Origin of the sequence: Streptomyces sp. NPDC127119, from assembly GCF_042677425.1 — a bacterium.
Taxonomy (GTDB): domain Bacteria; phylum Actinomycetota; class Actinomycetes; order Streptomycetales; family Streptomycetaceae; genus Streptomyces.
In genome coordinates this window covers 50,363-64,551 of sequence record NZ_JBHXTO010000011.1, presented here as the reverse complement: position 1 = coordinate 64,551, position 14,189 = coordinate 50,363, and the positions used below count along the sequence as shown (strand labels likewise).

The window sequence follows — 14,189 nt, the reverse complement described above, 5'->3', positions numbered from 1 at the left end:
CGTAATACGCCGTAGTACGCCGGAGCCGTCGATGACACCGGCGATATCACCGATGGCGTGGAGCCGGAGCGGCCCTATGGTGATGCTGCTTCAGGCGGCACGGGCCCCCACGGCCCGGTCGCAGGTCGTCCTTCGGATTCATTTCGCACGCAGGACCGTGCACCGCCCCAACGCGCCATCCGAGACAACCTCGTTGCTTCCGTGACGTGACACCGCGTCCTCCGACTCGCGTCGGACACGGCCGGGCAAGCCGGGGCTCGACCAGCCACGGGTACGCCCGACCAGCCATGAGCAGGGCACGCACCACCGGAGTCACCGCTCCCGTGTCACCCACGGAACCTGGTGAAAGGACCGATCGTGCAAGCATCCCCCACACCCAGATCCACCACCACTCACTCCGCGCGGGCGGAGCGCGCGCCCCGCCGCCGACTGCGCGGCCGACTCGCCGCGCTGTCGGCCACGGCCGCACTGCTCGCCGGTCTGACCACCTCCCTCACCGGTGTCGCCGACGCCGCGGACAACCCCTACGAGCGCGGCCCGGCGCCGACCAACGCCAGCATCGAGGCCGCCCGGGGCTCGTACGCCGTCTCGCAGACGACCGTGTCCCGGACCAGCGGTTTCGGCGGCGGGACCGTCTACTACCCGACCAGCACCAGCGACGGCACGTTCGGCGCGGTGGCCATCTCGCCCGGGTTCACCGCCTCCCAGTCGTCGGTGTCGTGGCTGGGTCCCAGGCTGGCCTCCCAGGGCTTCGTCGTGATCACCATCGACACCCTCAGCACCCTCGACCAGCCGGCCGCCCGCGGTGACCAACTGCTCGCAGCACTCGACTACTTGACGCAGAGCAGCAGCGTCCGTACCCGGATCGACAGCACCCGGCTCGGCGTCATGGGGCATTCCATGGGCGGCGGCGGCTCGCTCGAAGCGTCCAAGGACCGGCCGTCGTTGCAGGCCTCGGTCCCGCTCACACCGTGGAACACGGACAAGACCTGGCCCGAGGTCCAGACGCCCACCCTGATCGTCGGAGCGGACGGTGACACGGTCGCCCCGGTGTCGTCGCACGCCGAGCCCTTCTACACCAGCCTGCCGTCAGCGCTGAACCGCGCGTACCTGGAGCTGAACGGCGCCACGCACTCCGCCCCGACTTCGTCCAACACCACGGTCGCGAAGTACAGCATTTCCTGGCTGAAGCGGTTCATCGACAACGACACCCGCTACGAACAGTTCCTGTGCCCGCTGCCCGTGGCGAGTACGACCATCGAGGAGTACCGCGGCAACTGCCCGCACACCGGCTGAGTCGAAGCCGAACCCGACCACGGCCGTGTCCGCCGATCTGCTCAGCAGGTCGGCGGACACGGGGCCTAGTTCTCCAGGCGGACCGGCATCAGGAGCGAGAAGGCGTCCTCGTCGTCGGGCCTGCGGATCACGAGCGGTGCCGTGGGCGCACCGAGTTCCAATACCAGTTCGTCCCGGGCCCCGGCGGTGAGCGCGTGCAGCAGGTACTCGCGATCGACACCGACGTTGTCCCGCTCGTCGTCACCGTCGCCACCGTCGTCGCACACGACCACGGTCCCGTCCTCCGCCACCCTGAGCACGCTGAGGTCGCGGGGCGCGCCGTCCGGCTCCCCGGCCTCGCCCGTGCGGACAGGACCGTTCTCCAGCGCCGTGCGGAAGACCGCCGTATCGACGCGGACCCGGCGGCCGGCGGGGAGATGGACGAGGCGGCGGTAGTCCGGGAACTCATGGCCGATGACCTGCCCGGCCGTCTGCCGTTCCCCGGCCTCCAACGTGACGCGGTCACCGTCCACCACGAGGTCGACGGGCTCGCCGCCGGTCAGCAGCGCCCGCATCGCGTCGGCGAGCGGAAGAGGCACGAGCACCTGGGTCCGGGCCCCGTCGTGCCCGGTGGCGTGTGCTCGCGCGACGGCCATCCGGTAGCGGTCGGTGGCCACCAGACGGAGTTCGTCACCTTCGACGTCGAAAAGGATGCCGGCGAGCATCGGCAGCTCCGGGTCGGAGCCGGCCGCGAAACGGACCGTGTCCAGCGCGGCGGCCAGCTCCAGCGGCGACGTGGACACCCGGGTGGCGGCGGCAGCGGTAGTGGCCGCGGCGGTGGTGCGGAGCGAAGTCATGGGGTTCTCCCTGCGGTCGAGTAGAGCTCGGAGCGTGGAGAACTCACTGCGGGCATCGGACAGCCCCAGTTCGAGGCGGCGCAGGTGAGCGTCGAGGAGCCCGCGCACCAGCTCGGTGTCCGCGCCCGCCCACCCGGCCAGCACGAGCCGGATGTCCGCCAACGGCATGCCCGCCCGGCGCAACCGGGCCAACAGCCTGGCCTCCTCCAACTGCTCGGTCTCGTACCAGCGATAGCCGCTGACAGGGTCCACCCAGGCCGGAACCAGCACCCCGGCACGGTCGTAGAACCGCAGCGCACTCACGCTCAGCCCACCGTCCCGGGCCATCTCCCCGATACTGCGCATCTCGTTCTCCACACCCGGAACCCTGAGCCCTCGACAAGGTCGAGGGTCAACCGAGGGGCAACCTGCTCCGAACGCCTCACACTTCGCCGAGCGTGGCGCGCGTGACGACTCCTATGTCGTCGGCGACCGGGCGACGGAACACGCCACCCCTCGCGATGAACGTGTCGCCGTGCACCCGCAGATGGCGGGCGAACATCGGACACAGGGGCACGACCGTGGCGTTGTCGCGCATGCTGTCGGTGAGTGCCGTGCTCACCAGAAGCTCCACCAGTTCACGGCCACCGAAGTCCTGGCACACCTCGGTATGGAAAAAGATTCGCTCTTCGCGCACACCGGGAAGTGCGTCCGGAATTACGCCGGGAAGTGCGCCGGGAACGACGACGAAGTCGGCCGTGCCGAGGGGTGTCCGGTCGGCACGTCTTACGCTGTAGGAGCTGATCGGGTCGGCGGGATCGAGCTCGACCGTCATGGACGTACCGAAGCTGCCGGCTAATTCCTGAGTCATCCGGCCAGCCTCGTCGGAGCGGGAGCGGGAGCGGGAGCGGGAGCGGGAGCGGCGGTGAGCGCGCGAAGCCGCTCGGCGTCGACATTGGCTCCGAAGGCGGGGGTCCCGGGTTCGAGCCGGACACCCGCTGCGAGGTCGCCGATGGCGAGTGGGTCGAACCCGAGGGTGTCGATCAACGCGGACACGACGGCGAGGTCCTCGGACGAGTCGCCGGCGAGCGCGATGGCCTTGCGTCCGGTGACTGAGGCTGGACGAGCCCCGTCTTCGAGGTCGTGGTAGCCCATGTGGTTGAGGGCCTTCACGACACGCGAGCCCGGCAGGAACCGCTGAACGGCCTCGCTCGACGAGGTGTCGGCCGGGAGGATCGTGGCACGCGGGCCATCGACCTCCCACCAGTGGTTCATCGCGTCGACGACGAGCTTTCCTTCCAGCTGCGGAACCGGCAGGTCGAGGTATGTGCCGAGCGGGAGAGCCAGGACCACCACGTCGGCGGCACCCGCGGCCTGGGCCGGCCACACGGCGGTCGCTCCCGGGGTGAGGATCTTGGTGGTGAGCGCGATCCTGGACGGGTCACCGGACCCGGAGATCAGGACGCGATGGCTGGAGGCGACCGCCAATCGCGCCAGAACGGTGCCGAGCTTCCCGGCTCCCAGAATCCCGATGGTGGTCACGGGGTCGGTCATCGTGTCGCCCCCGCCGCCCCCGCCGCGCCAGCCGCCCCTGCCGTCCCCCCAGTGCCCGCCGTGCCCGCGGGCTGCTCGGCCAGCAGCTCGCGCACCCTGGGGATGACCTGGGTGCCGTACAACTCGACCGACCGGAGACGTGCGGAGGCCGAAACGGTGCCGGCGGCGGAGTAGATCATGTCGAATCGGCCCGCGTTCAGGACCCGTACCGCATGGGCGATCTTGTTCGCCACCGTCTCGACCGAGCCGACGTACAGCGAACCGCGGTCCACCTCGGTGTCGAACTCCTCCCGGCGGAGCGGCGGCCAGCCGCGCTGCGCGCCGATCCGGTCGCGGATCTCCTTGAACCCGGGGTGGAAAAGCTCCTTGGCTTCTTCGTCGGTGGCCGCGACGAAGCCCGGCGAGTGCATTCCGACCGGCTGCGGGGTCGTGCCGAACTCGGCACTGGCACTGCGGTAGAGATCCACGTAGGGCGCGAACCGGTCGGGCGCGCCGCCGATGATGGCGAGCATGAGCCCGAAGCCGTACTGGGCGGTGCGGAGCACGGACTGCGGTGTCCCGCCCACTCCCACCCAGGTCTTGATGCGTCCCGAATCGGTCTTCGGGTGCACGTCCGCGTCGTGCAGGGCGGCGCGCGTGGTGCCTTCCCAGGTGACCGGCTTCTCGTCCAGGAGCCGGTGGAACAGCTCGATCTTCTCCTCGAACAGCACCTCGTAGTCCTTCAGGTCGTACCCGAACAGGGGGAACGACTCGGTGAAGGAACCGCGTCCGAGAATCACCTCGGCACGGCCGTTGGAGAGCGCGTCGACCGTGGCGAATCGCTGGAACACCCGCACCGGATCGTCCGAGGACAGTACGGTCACGCCCGAGGCGAGCCGGATGCGCTTCGTGGCCGTCGCGATGCCCGCCAGTACCGTCTCGGGGCTGGAGATCGCGTACTCGGGTCGGTGGTGCTCGCCCAACGCCACGACGTCGATGCCGACCTGGTCGGCCAGAACCGCCTCCGTCACCGCGGCGCGGATCGCCTGCGCGGGCGAGAGGATCATGCCCCGGTCGTTGCGGGGCCGGTCCCCGAAGCTGTCGATCCCGAACTCGATCTGCGAGACATCCGTCGTGTTCACTCGTCCAACGCTTTCGTCGTGTCGAGGTGCGGCGGTCACCCGCGCCACCTCCGCCGATCCGGTTGATGCGTCAACATGACATTCGATTGGTTGTCGTGTCAACCACATGGTGATGCGGCGAGTACGACTGCACGTGAGTGAACTGCCGCCCGGTCAGTCCGGCTGCCGCTCCATGTGGTCCAGGACGCGCTCGCTGAGCCGGCCGAGGGTGCTGAGCTGGTTCGGGGTCAGGGCGTCGATGAACAGGCGGCGGACGTGCTCGACGTGCTGCGGCGCGGCCTCTTCGATCGCCTGGTAGCCGGCCGGGGTGGCGACGATGAACGCGCCGCGCCCGTCGTCGGGGCATTCCTCCCTGGACACGAGCCCGCGTTTCGCCATCCGCGTGACCTGGTGGGACATGCGGCTCTTCTCCCACTCCACGAGCTTCGCCAGATCCAGGAAGCGCATCCGCCCGCCGCCCCTCTCGGTGAGGCTGACGAGGACGACGTAGTCCGAGGCGGACATCCCGGAGTCGGCCTGGATGCGGCGGGCCAGCCGTCCGATGAGTTTCTCGTGCATGCGGATGAAGCTGTCCCAGGCGTCCTTCTCTTCCGGGTCGAGCCAGCGCGGCGGTGCGTCCATGGCCGGAGTCTAGCGAGATCGTTGACACCTCATCCAGTCGTGGTGGCGGTGCCGTCACGCGGCGAGGCCGCCGTGGTTAAGTTGATACATCAACCTGAGGGAGCTAGGTTGATGCCCCGGCCGACGGGATTTCGCAGCGTCCGAGTCGAGCGAGATCGGGCCCCACGAGGAGGACACATGACGGTCGAAGTGATCGACGCACCCGAGGCGAAGCGCTACGAGGCCCGCGTCGACGGCGAGTCCAAGGTGGCGGGCATCGCGCAGTACATCCGTACGACGGAGCTGGTCGCGTTCGTGCACACCGAGGTCGAGGCGGCGTACGAGGGTGCGGGAGTCGGCTCCGCGCTGGCCCGCACGGCCCTCGACGAGGCGCGCGCCGCGAATCTGCGGGTGCTGGCCACCTGTCCCTTCTTCGCGGGCTGGATCAACCGGCACCCCGAGTACCAGGACCTGCTGTACCAGTCCCGCAGCAGGGTCAGTGACTGAAAAGGCGGGCGCGGCGGCAGGGGAGGCGGGTATGGGCGGCGAACCCGAGCGGAAGACGTACCGGGCGGAGTCGATCACGGTGACCTTCGAGGCCGGGCGCTGCCTCCATGCGGCGGAATGCGTCCACGGCCTGCCCGAGGTGTTCGACACGACGAAGCGGCCGTGGATCCGGCCGGACGCCTCCGCGGCCGAGCGCGTGGCGGACGTCGTGCGGCGCTGCCCGTCGGGCGCGCTCCGGTACGAACTCGTGGACGGCGGAACGGAAACCCCCGACCGGCCCACCACGATCACCCGCAGTGCCACCGGGCAGCTGACCGTGCGCGGGGAGCTGAGCGTGGACACGCCGCAGGGCGCACGCGCCGAGACCAGGGTCATCCTGTGCGGCTGCGGACAGGCCCGCCTCCAGCCCTACTGCGACCACGCGGGACCCTGCGGCCGGTGACGAGGCCGCGCTCCTCGATGCCATGCCGGTCGAGGAGCTGCCTGAGCCCCCGAGTCCCCGAGTCCCCGAGCCTGAGACCGGCCATGGGTCGAGGGTGTCCGCCCACGGCGAGGGGGCGGGCCTGCCGCCTCTACGCGCTGGGAAGCCTGTCGTGAGGCTTGTCGTGGACGGGCGGCACGGGGTGCTTGCTCAGGATCGACACGCGGTTGAACGCGTTGATGGTGACCGCCACCCAGATCGCGGCCGAGATCTGGTCCTCGGAGAGAACCTGTCGGGCGGCCTCGTAGGCGGAGGTCTGGGCCGTGGCGTCCGTCGGATCCGTCGTGGCCTCGGCCAACGCCAGGGCGGCGCGCTCCAGGGGAGAGAACAGGCCGGTGTCCCGCCAGGCGCTCAGGACTCCGAGTCTCTGCGCTGATTCACCGGCACGCAGGGCCGCCCTGGTGTGCCTGTCCAGGCAGTAGGCGCAGCCGTTGAGCTGGGACACGCGAAGGTTGATCAGTTCCACGGTGGTCCGGTCGAGCCCGGCCTCGGCGGCGGTCGCCCGGACCGTCTCCGCGACCTGCACCAGGGCATGGAAGGCCTTGGGGCTCTGTTTGTCGATGAAGATCCGGCGGGGCTCGGAGTCCTGGGTGCGGTCGCTCACGTCGGGGCTTCCTTCCGGCCACGCTCGAAGTGGCCTGTGTGGTGCGGTGCTTGGGCGGTCGTCCCGCCCTGTGCCATCCTAGTTGATGTAACAACCAAATCCTGTGGGAGGTGCTCTCGATGAGCAACGCGGAAACCGACGGCGCGGCTCTGCACGGCGGTGCGGTCGTCGAGGGCGACCGGCCGACAGGGGCCCGCGGGGTCGATGTCCTGTCGGCGCGTGACGTCCCGCTCGGGGGTCCGCGTGCGATGCGCGTGCGGCGCACCCTGCCCCAGCGGGCGCGCACACTCATCGGTGCCTGGTGCTTCGCCGATCACTACGGCCCGCACGAGGTCGCGGTCTCGGGGGGTATGAACATGCCCCCGCATCCCCACACCGGACTGCAGACGGTGAGCTGGCTGTTCAGCGGCGAGATCGAACACCGCGACACCCTCGGCACCCACGCCCTGATCCGGCCCGGTGAGATGAACCTGATGACCGGCGGACACGGCATCGCCCACTCGGAGGTCTCCACCCCGGACACCACCGTCCTCCACGGCGTCCAGCTGTGGGTCGCGCTGCCCGAGGAACACCGCCGCGCCGCCCGGGACTTCCAGCACCACGTGCCCGGACCCGTGCAGGTCGACGGGGCCGTGATCAGGGTCTTCCTCGGTTCGCTCGCCGGCCGGACCTCCCCGGCCCGGACCTTCACGCCGCTGCTCGGCGCCGAGATCGTCGTCGAACCCGGCGCGACGCTCACCCTCGCCGTGGACGCGGCCTTCGAGCACGGCCTCCTCGTGGACAGCGGGGACATCCGCCTGATCGACACCGTGCTGCGCCCCGCCGAACTCGGCTACGTGCCTCCCGGCGCAGACACCCTGACGATGGTGAACGAGACCGACGCCCCGGCGCGGGCCGTCCTCATCGGTGGACCTCCCTTCGGAGAGGAGATCGTCATGTGGTGGAACTTCGTCGGCCGCAGTCACGAGGACGTGGTGAAAGCCCGCGAGGACTGGGAAGCGTCCTCCGACCGCTTCGGCGTCATCGAGGACTTTCCCGGCGGCCCCCTGCCCGCACCGGCCCTGCCGAACGCCGTCCTCACACCGCGCCGCAACCCGCCCTCTCGCTGATCTGGGCCTTTGAGCCGAAGACCCGCCGCTGTACAGTGACGTACGCCCCTGACCTGCAGAAAGCTAGCGGGGAGCTGTCTTCTGGGAGTCCGAAATGCTGCGTACTCTGTTCAAGTCCAAGATCCACCGTGCCACCGTCACCCAGGCCGACCTGCACTACGTCGGCTCCGTGACCGTCGACGCCGATCTCCTCGACGCCGCCGACCTGCTGCCCGGCGAACTGGTCCACATCGTCGACATCACCAACGGCGCCCGTCTGGAGACGTACGTCATCGAGGGCGAGCGCGGATCGGGGGTCATCGGCATCAACGGCGCCGCGGCCCACCTCGTGCACCCCGGCGATCTGGTGATCCTCATCAGTTACGCGCAGGTCACCGACGCCGAGGCCCGTGCGCTGAAGCCGCGGGTCGTGCACGTGGACGGCGACAACCGGATCGTGACGCTCGGATCGGACCCCTCCGAGCCGGTACCGGGCTCGGACCAGCGGCGGAGCCCGCAGGCCGTCCCGGCGGCCTGACCTGCATCCACACGCGCACGCGCATCCACACCCGCACTCGTACCGGCATCGCAACCCGTACCCACGAGGAGAATCCATGAGCGACATCACCATCCGTGACGACCGGGACCACGGTCGCCTGGAGGCGTACTCCGGTGACGAAGTGGCGGGCCGCATCGCGTACTTCGTCCTCGAAAGCCCCGGCCGCGCCCTCGTCCCGGTGCACACCACCGTGGAGCCCGCCCACGAGGGCAAGGGCATCGCAGGCTCCCTCGCCCGTGAGCTGTACGCGATCTCCGAGCGCGAGGGCGTGCCGGTCGCGCCGCTCTGCCCGTACGTCGTGAAGTGGGCCGAGCGGCACCCGGACGTGGCGCCGGTGGCGGACCCCGCGTTGCTGAGTGCGGCGAAGGGGTGGCTCGAGGCGCACCCCGGTCTGTTCTGAGCGAACCCCTTGCCGGGGCCGGGTCGCCGGGGTCGGGTTTCACAGTGCGGGGCGGTGGGGGCTCGTCGCGCAGTTCCCCGCGCCCCTTACGGGGGCCCGGCCCCGCTCAAGGGGCCACATGGGCCCCGTTCCGTTCGCTACGGAGTGAGTGGGTGCGCGGGAGTCGGGTACGCGGGGGAGAAGTCCAGAGCCGACGTTCCCTCTGGCTGGAGGACATGATGACGCAACCGTTCCCCGATCCCGTACATCCGGATCCCACGCCCGGCCCGGACCGGCCGCAGCCCTTCCCGGACCCGGTGCCGACCCCGAAGCCCCGCCCGGTCCCGGGACCGCCGCCGCGCCCCGCGCCCGGCCCGGACCCGACACCGGCCCCGGAGCCCCAGCCGGACCCATTGGGCTGACAGCGCCCTGAAACAGGTGGCCCGGCGTGGACGAGTCCACGCCGGGCCACCTGTTTGTTCTTAGGGGCGCGGGGTCGTGACATCGTGCGGCTCCGCCGCGGGGCGCGGCCAGCCCTCACCGACCCGCGCCCCGCAACGAACCCTCAGTTCCTCAGCCGTCAGCCGGAGACCTCGGACCGGTCCCCGCCCCACAGCGTGTGGAACGACCCCTCCCGGTCGGTCCGCCGATACGTGTGCGCCCCGAAGAAGTCCCGCTGCCCCTGCGTGAGCGCGGCGGGCAGCCGCTCCGCGCGCAGCGCGTCGTAGTACGCGAGCGCCGCCGCGAACCCGGGCGTGGGCACCCCCTGCTGGACGGCGGAGACGAGCACCGCGCGCCAGTCGTCCTGCGCCGCGGCGATCTCCTGCGCGAACGTGTCGTCGGAGAGCAGGCTCGGCAGATCCGCGCGCGCGTCGTACGCGGCCCGGATCCGGTCCAGGAACGCCGCCCGGATGATGCAGCCCCCGCGCCAGATCGAGGCGACCGCGCCCAGGTCGATGTTCCAGTCGTACTCGGCGCTGCCGGCCGAGACCTCGTGGAAGCCCTGCGTGTAGGACACGATCTTCGACGCGTACAGCGCCTGCTCCACCTGGTCCGCGAAGGCCGACGCCTCGGACTCGCTCAGCGCCGTCGCCGAGGGACCGGCGAGCCCGCGGGAGGCTTCGCGCAGCGCGCTGTGGCCCGACAGCGACCGGGCGAAGACCGCCTCGGCGATACCCGACACGGGAACGCCCAGGTCGAGGGCGATCTGCACGGTCCAGCGGCCCGTGCCCTTCTGCTCGGCCTGGTCCTGGACCACGTCCACGAACGGCTTGCCCGTCGCCGCGTCCACGTGCGACAGGACCTCGGCGGTGATCTCGATCAGGTACGAGTCGAGCCGCCCGGTGTTCCAGGTGCGGAAGATGTCGGCGATCTGCGCGGGGGAGTAGCCCGCCACGTCACGCAGCAACTGGTACGCCTCGCCGATCAGCTGCATGTCGGCGTACTCGATGCCGTTGTGCACCATCTTCACGAAGTGCCCGGCGCCGTCGGGGCCGACGTGCGTGACACACGGAGAGCCGTCCTCGGCCTTCGCGGAGATCTTCTCCAGCATCGGGCCCAGCGACTCGTACGACTCGACCGGGCCGCCCGGCATGATGCTGGGGCCGTTGAGCGCGCCCTCCTCGCCGCCGGAGATGCCCGCGCCGACGAAGTGGATGCCCTGCTCGCGCAGCTCGCGCTCCCGGCGCCGGGTGTCCGCGAAGTGCGCGTTGCCGCCATCGATGATCATGTCGCCGGGCTCCAGGAGCGGGGCGAACTCCTGGATCACCGCGTCGGTCGGCTCACCGGCCTTCACCATGATCACCAGGCGGCGGGGCCGCTCAAGGGCCGCCACGAACTCCTTGGCGGTCTCCGTCGCGATGAAGTCGCCCTCACTGCCGAACTCCTCCACCAGCGCGTGCGTGCGCGCCGCCGTCCGGTTGTGCAGGGCGACGGCGTATCCGTTCCGCGCGAAGTTACGGGCGAGATTGCGCCCCATCACCGCGAGTCCCGTGACGCCGATCTGCGCTGAGTTGCTCATACGGTTTGGCTCCTAAGATCCTGAATCAGTGGTGCCGGTCCTGCCCGCCAGTATTGCCCCACTGACCATCCTGACTTGCCGGTTCTCCGACCGCACATCCTGCCTTGCCGACGTTGTGTACGCAGAAGAGGCGTCCTCGCCTCAGCCTCCCGGCGAACTTCACCCTCGTGTCTGCCACCGGTATGGGCACCGGCCGTCGCGAACGAAGGGGCATTCCTGGTCACTTGGCGGGATAGGGAGGCTGATTGCCCTCTTGTCATGGCCTGTTAGCAGCGTTTACTTTTGCCGCTCCTGACGCTTGTTTAGGGGGCACCTTCATGGCCGTACGCGGCCGGCACCGCCGGTATCAGCCCAACAGGATCAACCGCGCGTCACTCACTGTCACGGTGGGCGGTGCCGGAATGGCGATACCGCTCATCGGGACCGGCGTCGCGAACGCGGCCGATGTGGACACCTGGAACAAGGTCGCCGCCTGCGAGTCCACCAGCAACTGGAACATCAACACGGGCAACGGCTACTACGGCGGGCTCCAGTTCACCCAGTCCACCTGGGAGGCCTACGGCGGCCGGGCCTACGCGGCCCGCGCCGACCTCGCCACCAAGGACCAGCAGATAGCCGTCGCCGAGAAGGTCCTGGACGGTCAGGGGCCGGGCGCCTGGCCCACCTGCTCGCAGCGGGCGGGGCTCACGCGCGGTGGTGACAGTCCCGACATCAGCACCGCGGGCACCTCCACGCAGACCACCAAGCGCAAGGTCGACGTACAGCCGCAGACCACGCCCCAGTCCCGGGCCGGGACCGCCGAGATGTACACGGTCGTGCACGGCGACACCCTCTCCGAGATCGCGGGCACCCGGAAGATACCCGGCGGCTGGCGGCAGTTGTACGAAGCCAACCGCAGGACCGTCGGCGCCGACCCCGATCTGATCGTTCCCGGCCAGCGGCTGAGCCTGCACGGCAAGGCGCCCGGTTCGAACGGCACCTCCACGTCGTCGTCCGGCAAGGCCCAGACGAAGGACAAGAAGGAGAAGAAGGACAAGGGGGTCAAGAGGGAGAAGGTGGAGAAGGCCGAGGAGAAGTCGGAGAAGAAGACCCACTCGGCCACCCACACCCTCGTCGCCCCGGTGAGCGCCGGCACCGGCACTCCGTACCACGCCGCGGGTTCCTCCTGGTCGAAGGGCTACCACACGGGCGTCGACTTCCCGGTGGCGACGGGTACGTCCGTCAAGTCGGTCGGGGCGGGCAGCGTCGTGACCGCGGGCTGGGGCGGATCCTTCGGCTACCAGGTGGTGATCCGGCACGGCGACGGCCGCTACACCCAGTACGCCCATCTGTCCGCGATCTCCGTGAAGGCCGGGCAGAGCGTGGGGGCCGGCCAGCGCATCGGCCGGTCCGGGTCCACGGGCAACAGCTCGGGCCCGCATCTGCACTTCGAGGTGCGGACGGGGCCCGGTTTCGGCAGCGACGTCGATCCGGTCGCGTACCTGCGCGCCGGTGGCGTCAGGATCTGACGCAGGAGCGCAGCACCATCGGGGCGGGCAGCAGGGGCAGGCACGGAAGGCCGTAGTAGAGGCCTTCCGGCCACGCCGGCCCGCCCGGGCCGTCCGGCACGTCGCCGGGCGGCGGGGGCCCGTTGGACCCGGGCGGCGGCACCAGGGCCGCCTCGCGTGCGGCGGCGAGCATTCCCCCGGCCGCCACCGGCGACCCCTCCCGGCCGCCGGGCACTCCGGCCCCGGACGGGCGCGAGAGGTCACGTACGCCGCCATGGCCCGTGCGCGCGGCCGGTGCGACAGGCTCGCTCCGCACCGCAGGCACCGTGAACGATTCTTCTCGTGCACCCGTCGGCGTATACGCCTTGTCCCGCACGCCAGAGGAGATCCGCCGCTCGGCGGAGCCGGAACCGGAACCGGAGGCTGAGGCGGAGACCGCGGGCCGCGCGGGAGGAAAAAGCGCGGTGGCCTGCTCGATGGGGCTCGGCACGGCCTCCGGAGCCGCGGCCCGGGACGGGTCCTGGGGCACGCCCTGGGCCGTTTCCTGGGACTCCGCGGCCACGGACGCCACTCCGGTAGCCGACGGAGTCGTGGCGGGCGCGACCGGCTGCGGACGCTCCGAGCCGCTGATCCGCTCCGTGGTGAGCAGGATCAGACCGCCCGCGGCGACGACCCCGCAGCCGAGGGCGAGCATGGTGCCCGTCTCGCCGTAGCGGAACGTCTCGCCGAACATCGTGAGACCCACCGCGGCGGCCACGATCGGGTTCACGACGGTCAGCGTGGCCAGCGGGGCCGCGAGTCCGGCGCCCCGGTAGGAGGCCTGCGACAGCAGCATTCCGGCGGTCGCCAGAACGCCGATCACGGCGAGGCTCGGCAGGTCGGCGACCGCGACGCCACCGGTCCAGTCCACCGCGACGGTCTTCGTGAACACCGACGACATACCGAAGGCGACACCGGCCGCGATCGCCAGCAGCACACTGCGCACGGCCGGGTGCCGGTGCGCGGCGCGCGCCGCCGTCATCAGCGCCACCACCGCACCGCCGGTGACCAGGGCCACCACGACGCGCTGGGTGCTGTTCAGGGACTGAGAGTCCGCGGTGCCGACCAGGGCCAGGATTCCGGCCAGACCGACCGTCGCCATGATCGCGCCCCGCCAGGCGGCGGCCCCGGCCCTGCGGCGGACGAAGACGGCGGCCATGGGCAGCGCGAACACGATGGTCAGCGCGCCCAGCGGCTGGACCAGGCTGAGCGGCCCGTAGGCCAGCGCCACGACGTGCAGCAGTCCGCCGAGCGCGTTGAGGCCGACCGCGGCCCACCAGGCGAGCTGGCGCATGGGTGCGTACGTACGGTCGGGCGTGTTCGCCGCGACGCGTTCCTGCACGATGGCCCCGCCCGCGTAGGCGACGGCGGAGACGAGGGAGAGAACGACAGAAAGCACTAGTGCGCTCATGTGTCTCTCCTCTGCGTGTGGCGGACGCGCTCCGGAGGGTGCAGAGTCCGGTGCGGCGAACGGTCGGCTTCCATGGTTATGACGATCCCTTGTGAAAGGTCCCGTGTCGTCGTACCTGAGCAGTCATTGGGTCCTACTGCCGATGGAGTACGTCTTGGGCCGAGTCCTCCCCAGGTCGGGTGACACGAAGTACAACCCGCCCTCCGGCGCCGTTATGCCCCCTTGGTG

Annotated in this window: 15 protein-coding genes; 7 read left to right on the top strand and 8 right to left on the bottom strand. The window is 70.5% G+C overall.

What is annotated here, in order from left to right:
* Positions 1-357 precede the first annotated feature (357 nt).
* On the top strand, positions 358-1,296 hold the full coding sequence (locus ACFVH5_RS08275) for an alpha/beta hydrolase (RefSeq protein ID WP_385832743.1): 939 nt from the start codon (positions 358-360) through the stop codon (positions 1,294-1,296).
* Positions 1,297-1,361: 65 nt separating this feature from the next.
* On the opposite strand, the gene ACFVH5_RS08270 is transcribed toward ACFVH5_RS08275, so the two are convergent.
* From ACFVH5_RS08270 to ACFVH5_RS08250, 5 genes are all read right to left on the bottom strand, one after another.
* On the bottom strand, positions 1,362-2,477 hold the full coding sequence (locus ACFVH5_RS08270; RefSeq protein ID WP_385832742.1) for a MerR family transcriptional regulator: 1,116 nt from the start codon (positions 2,475-2,477) through the stop codon (positions 1,362-1,364).
* 76 nt (positions 2,478-2,553) lie between these two features.
* Complete coding sequence (locus ACFVH5_RS08265; RefSeq protein ID WP_385832741.1) at positions 2,554-2,946, bottom strand: N-acetyltransferase; 393 nt, start codon at positions 2,944-2,946, stop codon at positions 2,554-2,556.
* Between the two features lie 32 nt (positions 2,947-2,978).
* Positions 2,979-3,665 carry an NADPH-dependent F420 reductase gene (locus tag ACFVH5_RS08260; protein WP_385832740.1) on the bottom strand — a complete coding sequence of 229 codons (687 nt, stop codon included), beginning with the start codon at positions 3,663-3,665 and terminating at the stop codon, positions 2,979-2,981.
* A complete protein-coding gene (locus tag ACFVH5_RS08255) occupies positions 3,662-4,786 on the bottom strand; it encodes an LLM class flavin-dependent oxidoreductase (protein ID WP_385832739.1) in 1,125 nt (374 codons plus the stop codon). Before ACFVH5_RS08255 ends, ACFVH5_RS08260 begins: the two co-directional genes overlap by 4 nt.
* Positions 4,787-4,939: 153 nt before the next feature.
* Complete coding sequence (locus ACFVH5_RS08250) at positions 4,940-5,407, bottom strand: MarR family winged helix-turn-helix transcriptional regulator (RefSeq protein WP_385832738.1); 468 nt, start codon at positions 5,405-5,407, stop codon at positions 4,940-4,942.
* Positions 5,408-5,584: 177 nt separating this feature from the next.
* On the opposite strand from ACFVH5_RS08250, the gene ACFVH5_RS08245 reads away from it, so the two are divergent.
* Entirely contained in the window at positions 5,585-5,893 is a 309-nt protein-coding gene (locus ACFVH5_RS08245) for a GNAT family N-acetyltransferase (protein WP_107019354.1), read from the top strand.
* A gap of 31 nt (positions 5,894-5,924) precedes the next feature.
* Positions 5,925-6,335 carry a (4Fe-4S)-binding protein gene (locus tag ACFVH5_RS08240; RefSeq protein WP_385832737.1) on the top strand — a complete coding sequence of 137 codons (411 nt, stop codon included), beginning with the start codon at positions 5,925-5,927 and terminating at the stop codon, positions 6,333-6,335.
* Between the two features lie 130 nt (positions 6,336-6,465).
* Here the strand turns inward: ACFVH5_RS08240 and ACFVH5_RS08235 are convergent, their stop codons facing one another.
* Positions 6,466-6,978 (bottom strand): carboxymuconolactone decarboxylase family protein, encoded by a 513-nt coding sequence (locus tag ACFVH5_RS08235; protein ID WP_385832736.1) that lies wholly within the window; start codon positions 6,976-6,978, stop codon positions 6,466-6,468.
* A 119-nt stretch (positions 6,979-7,097) separates the two neighbouring features.
* Between ACFVH5_RS08235 and ACFVH5_RS08230 the strand changes: the two genes are divergently transcribed.
* The 3 genes from ACFVH5_RS08230 to ACFVH5_RS08220 all read left to right on the top strand — a co-directional run bounded on the left by ACFVH5_RS08230 (position 7,098) and on the right by ACFVH5_RS08220 (position 9,025).
* Complete coding sequence (locus tag ACFVH5_RS08230) at positions 7,098-8,087, top strand: pirin family protein (RefSeq protein WP_385832734.1); 990 nt, start codon at positions 7,098-7,100, stop codon at positions 8,085-8,087.
* Between the two features lie 94 nt (positions 8,088-8,181).
* The gene (gene panD / locus ACFVH5_RS08225) at positions 8,182-8,604 is read left to right on the top strand and encodes an aspartate 1-decarboxylase (RefSeq protein WP_385832733.1); all 423 of its coding nucleotides are present in this window, start codon (positions 8,182-8,184) and stop codon (positions 8,602-8,604) included.
* A gap of 76 nt (positions 8,605-8,680) precedes the next feature.
* Positions 8,681-9,025: a GNAT family N-acetyltransferase gene (locus ACFVH5_RS08220; RefSeq protein WP_384811823.1), complete on the top strand. Its 345-nt coding sequence runs from the start codon at positions 8,681-8,683 to the stop codon at positions 9,023-9,025.
* A 559-nt stretch (positions 9,026-9,584) separates the two neighbouring features.
* On the opposite strand, the gene gndA is transcribed toward ACFVH5_RS08220, so the two are convergent.
* A complete protein-coding gene (gene gndA / locus ACFVH5_RS08215; RefSeq protein ID WP_107019361.1) occupies positions 9,585-11,024 on the bottom strand; it encodes an NADP-dependent phosphogluconate dehydrogenase in 1,440 nt (479 codons plus the stop codon).
* A 317-nt stretch (positions 11,025-11,341) separates the two neighbouring features.
* Between gndA and ACFVH5_RS08210 the strand changes: the two genes are divergently transcribed.
* On the top strand, positions 11,342-12,532 hold the full coding sequence (locus ACFVH5_RS08210; protein WP_385832732.1) for a transglycosylase family protein: 1,191 nt from the start codon (positions 11,342-11,344) through the stop codon (positions 12,530-12,532).
* Here the strand turns inward: ACFVH5_RS08210 and ACFVH5_RS08205 are convergent.
* Complete coding sequence (locus ACFVH5_RS08205) at positions 12,522-13,961, bottom strand: DMT family transporter (protein ID WP_385832731.1); 1,440 nt, start codon at positions 13,959-13,961, stop codon at positions 12,522-12,524. The genes ACFVH5_RS08210 and ACFVH5_RS08205 overlap by 11 nt on opposite strands.
* Positions 13,962-14,189 lie beyond the last annotated feature (228 nt).

Bases quoted from the DNA above. Each gene is read 5' to 3' on its own strand.
- ACFVH5_RS08270 (WP_385832742.1), bottom strand. From the start codon at position 2,477: ATGCGCAGTATCGGGGAGATGGCCCGGGACGGTGGGCTGAGCGTGAGT.
- ACFVH5_RS08265 (WP_385832741.1), bottom strand. From the start codon at position 2,946: ATGACGGTCGAGCTCGATCCCGCCGACCCGATCAGCTCCTACAGCGTA.
- ACFVH5_RS08260 (WP_385832740.1), bottom strand. From the start codon at position 3,665: ATGACCGACCCCGTGACCACCATCGGGATTCTGGGAGCCGGGAAGCTC.
- ACFVH5_RS08250 (WP_385832738.1), bottom strand. From the start codon at position 5,407: ATGGACGCACCGCCGCGCTGGCTCGACCCGGAAGAGAAGGACGCCTGG.
- ACFVH5_RS08245 (WP_107019354.1), top strand. From the start codon at position 5,585: ATGACGGTCGAAGTGATCGACGCACCCGAGGCGAAGCGCTACGAGGCC.
- ACFVH5_RS08240 (WP_385832737.1), top strand. From the start codon at position 5,925: ATGGGCGGCGAACCCGAGCGGAAGACGTACCGGGCGGAGTCGATCACG.
- ACFVH5_RS08230 (WP_385832734.1), top strand. From the start codon at position 7,098: ATGAGCAACGCGGAAACCGACGGCGCGGCTCTGCACGGCGGTGCGGTC.
- panD (WP_385832733.1), top strand. From the start codon at position 8,182: ATGCTGCGTACTCTGTTCAAGTCCAAGATCCACCGTGCCACCGTCACC.
- ACFVH5_RS08220 (WP_384811823.1), top strand. From the start codon at position 8,681: ATGAGCGACATCACCATCCGTGACGACCGGGACCACGGTCGCCTGGAG.
- gndA (WP_107019361.1), bottom strand. From the start codon at position 11,024: ATGAGCAACTCAGCGCAGATCGGCGTCACGGGACTCGCGGTGATGGGG.
- ACFVH5_RS08210 (WP_385832732.1), top strand. From the start codon at position 11,342: ATGGCCGTACGCGGCCGGCACCGCCGGTATCAGCCCAACAGGATCAAC.
- ACFVH5_RS08205 (WP_385832731.1), bottom strand. From the start codon at position 13,961: ATGAGCGCACTAGTGCTTTCTGTCGTTCTCTCCCTCGTCTCCGCCGTC.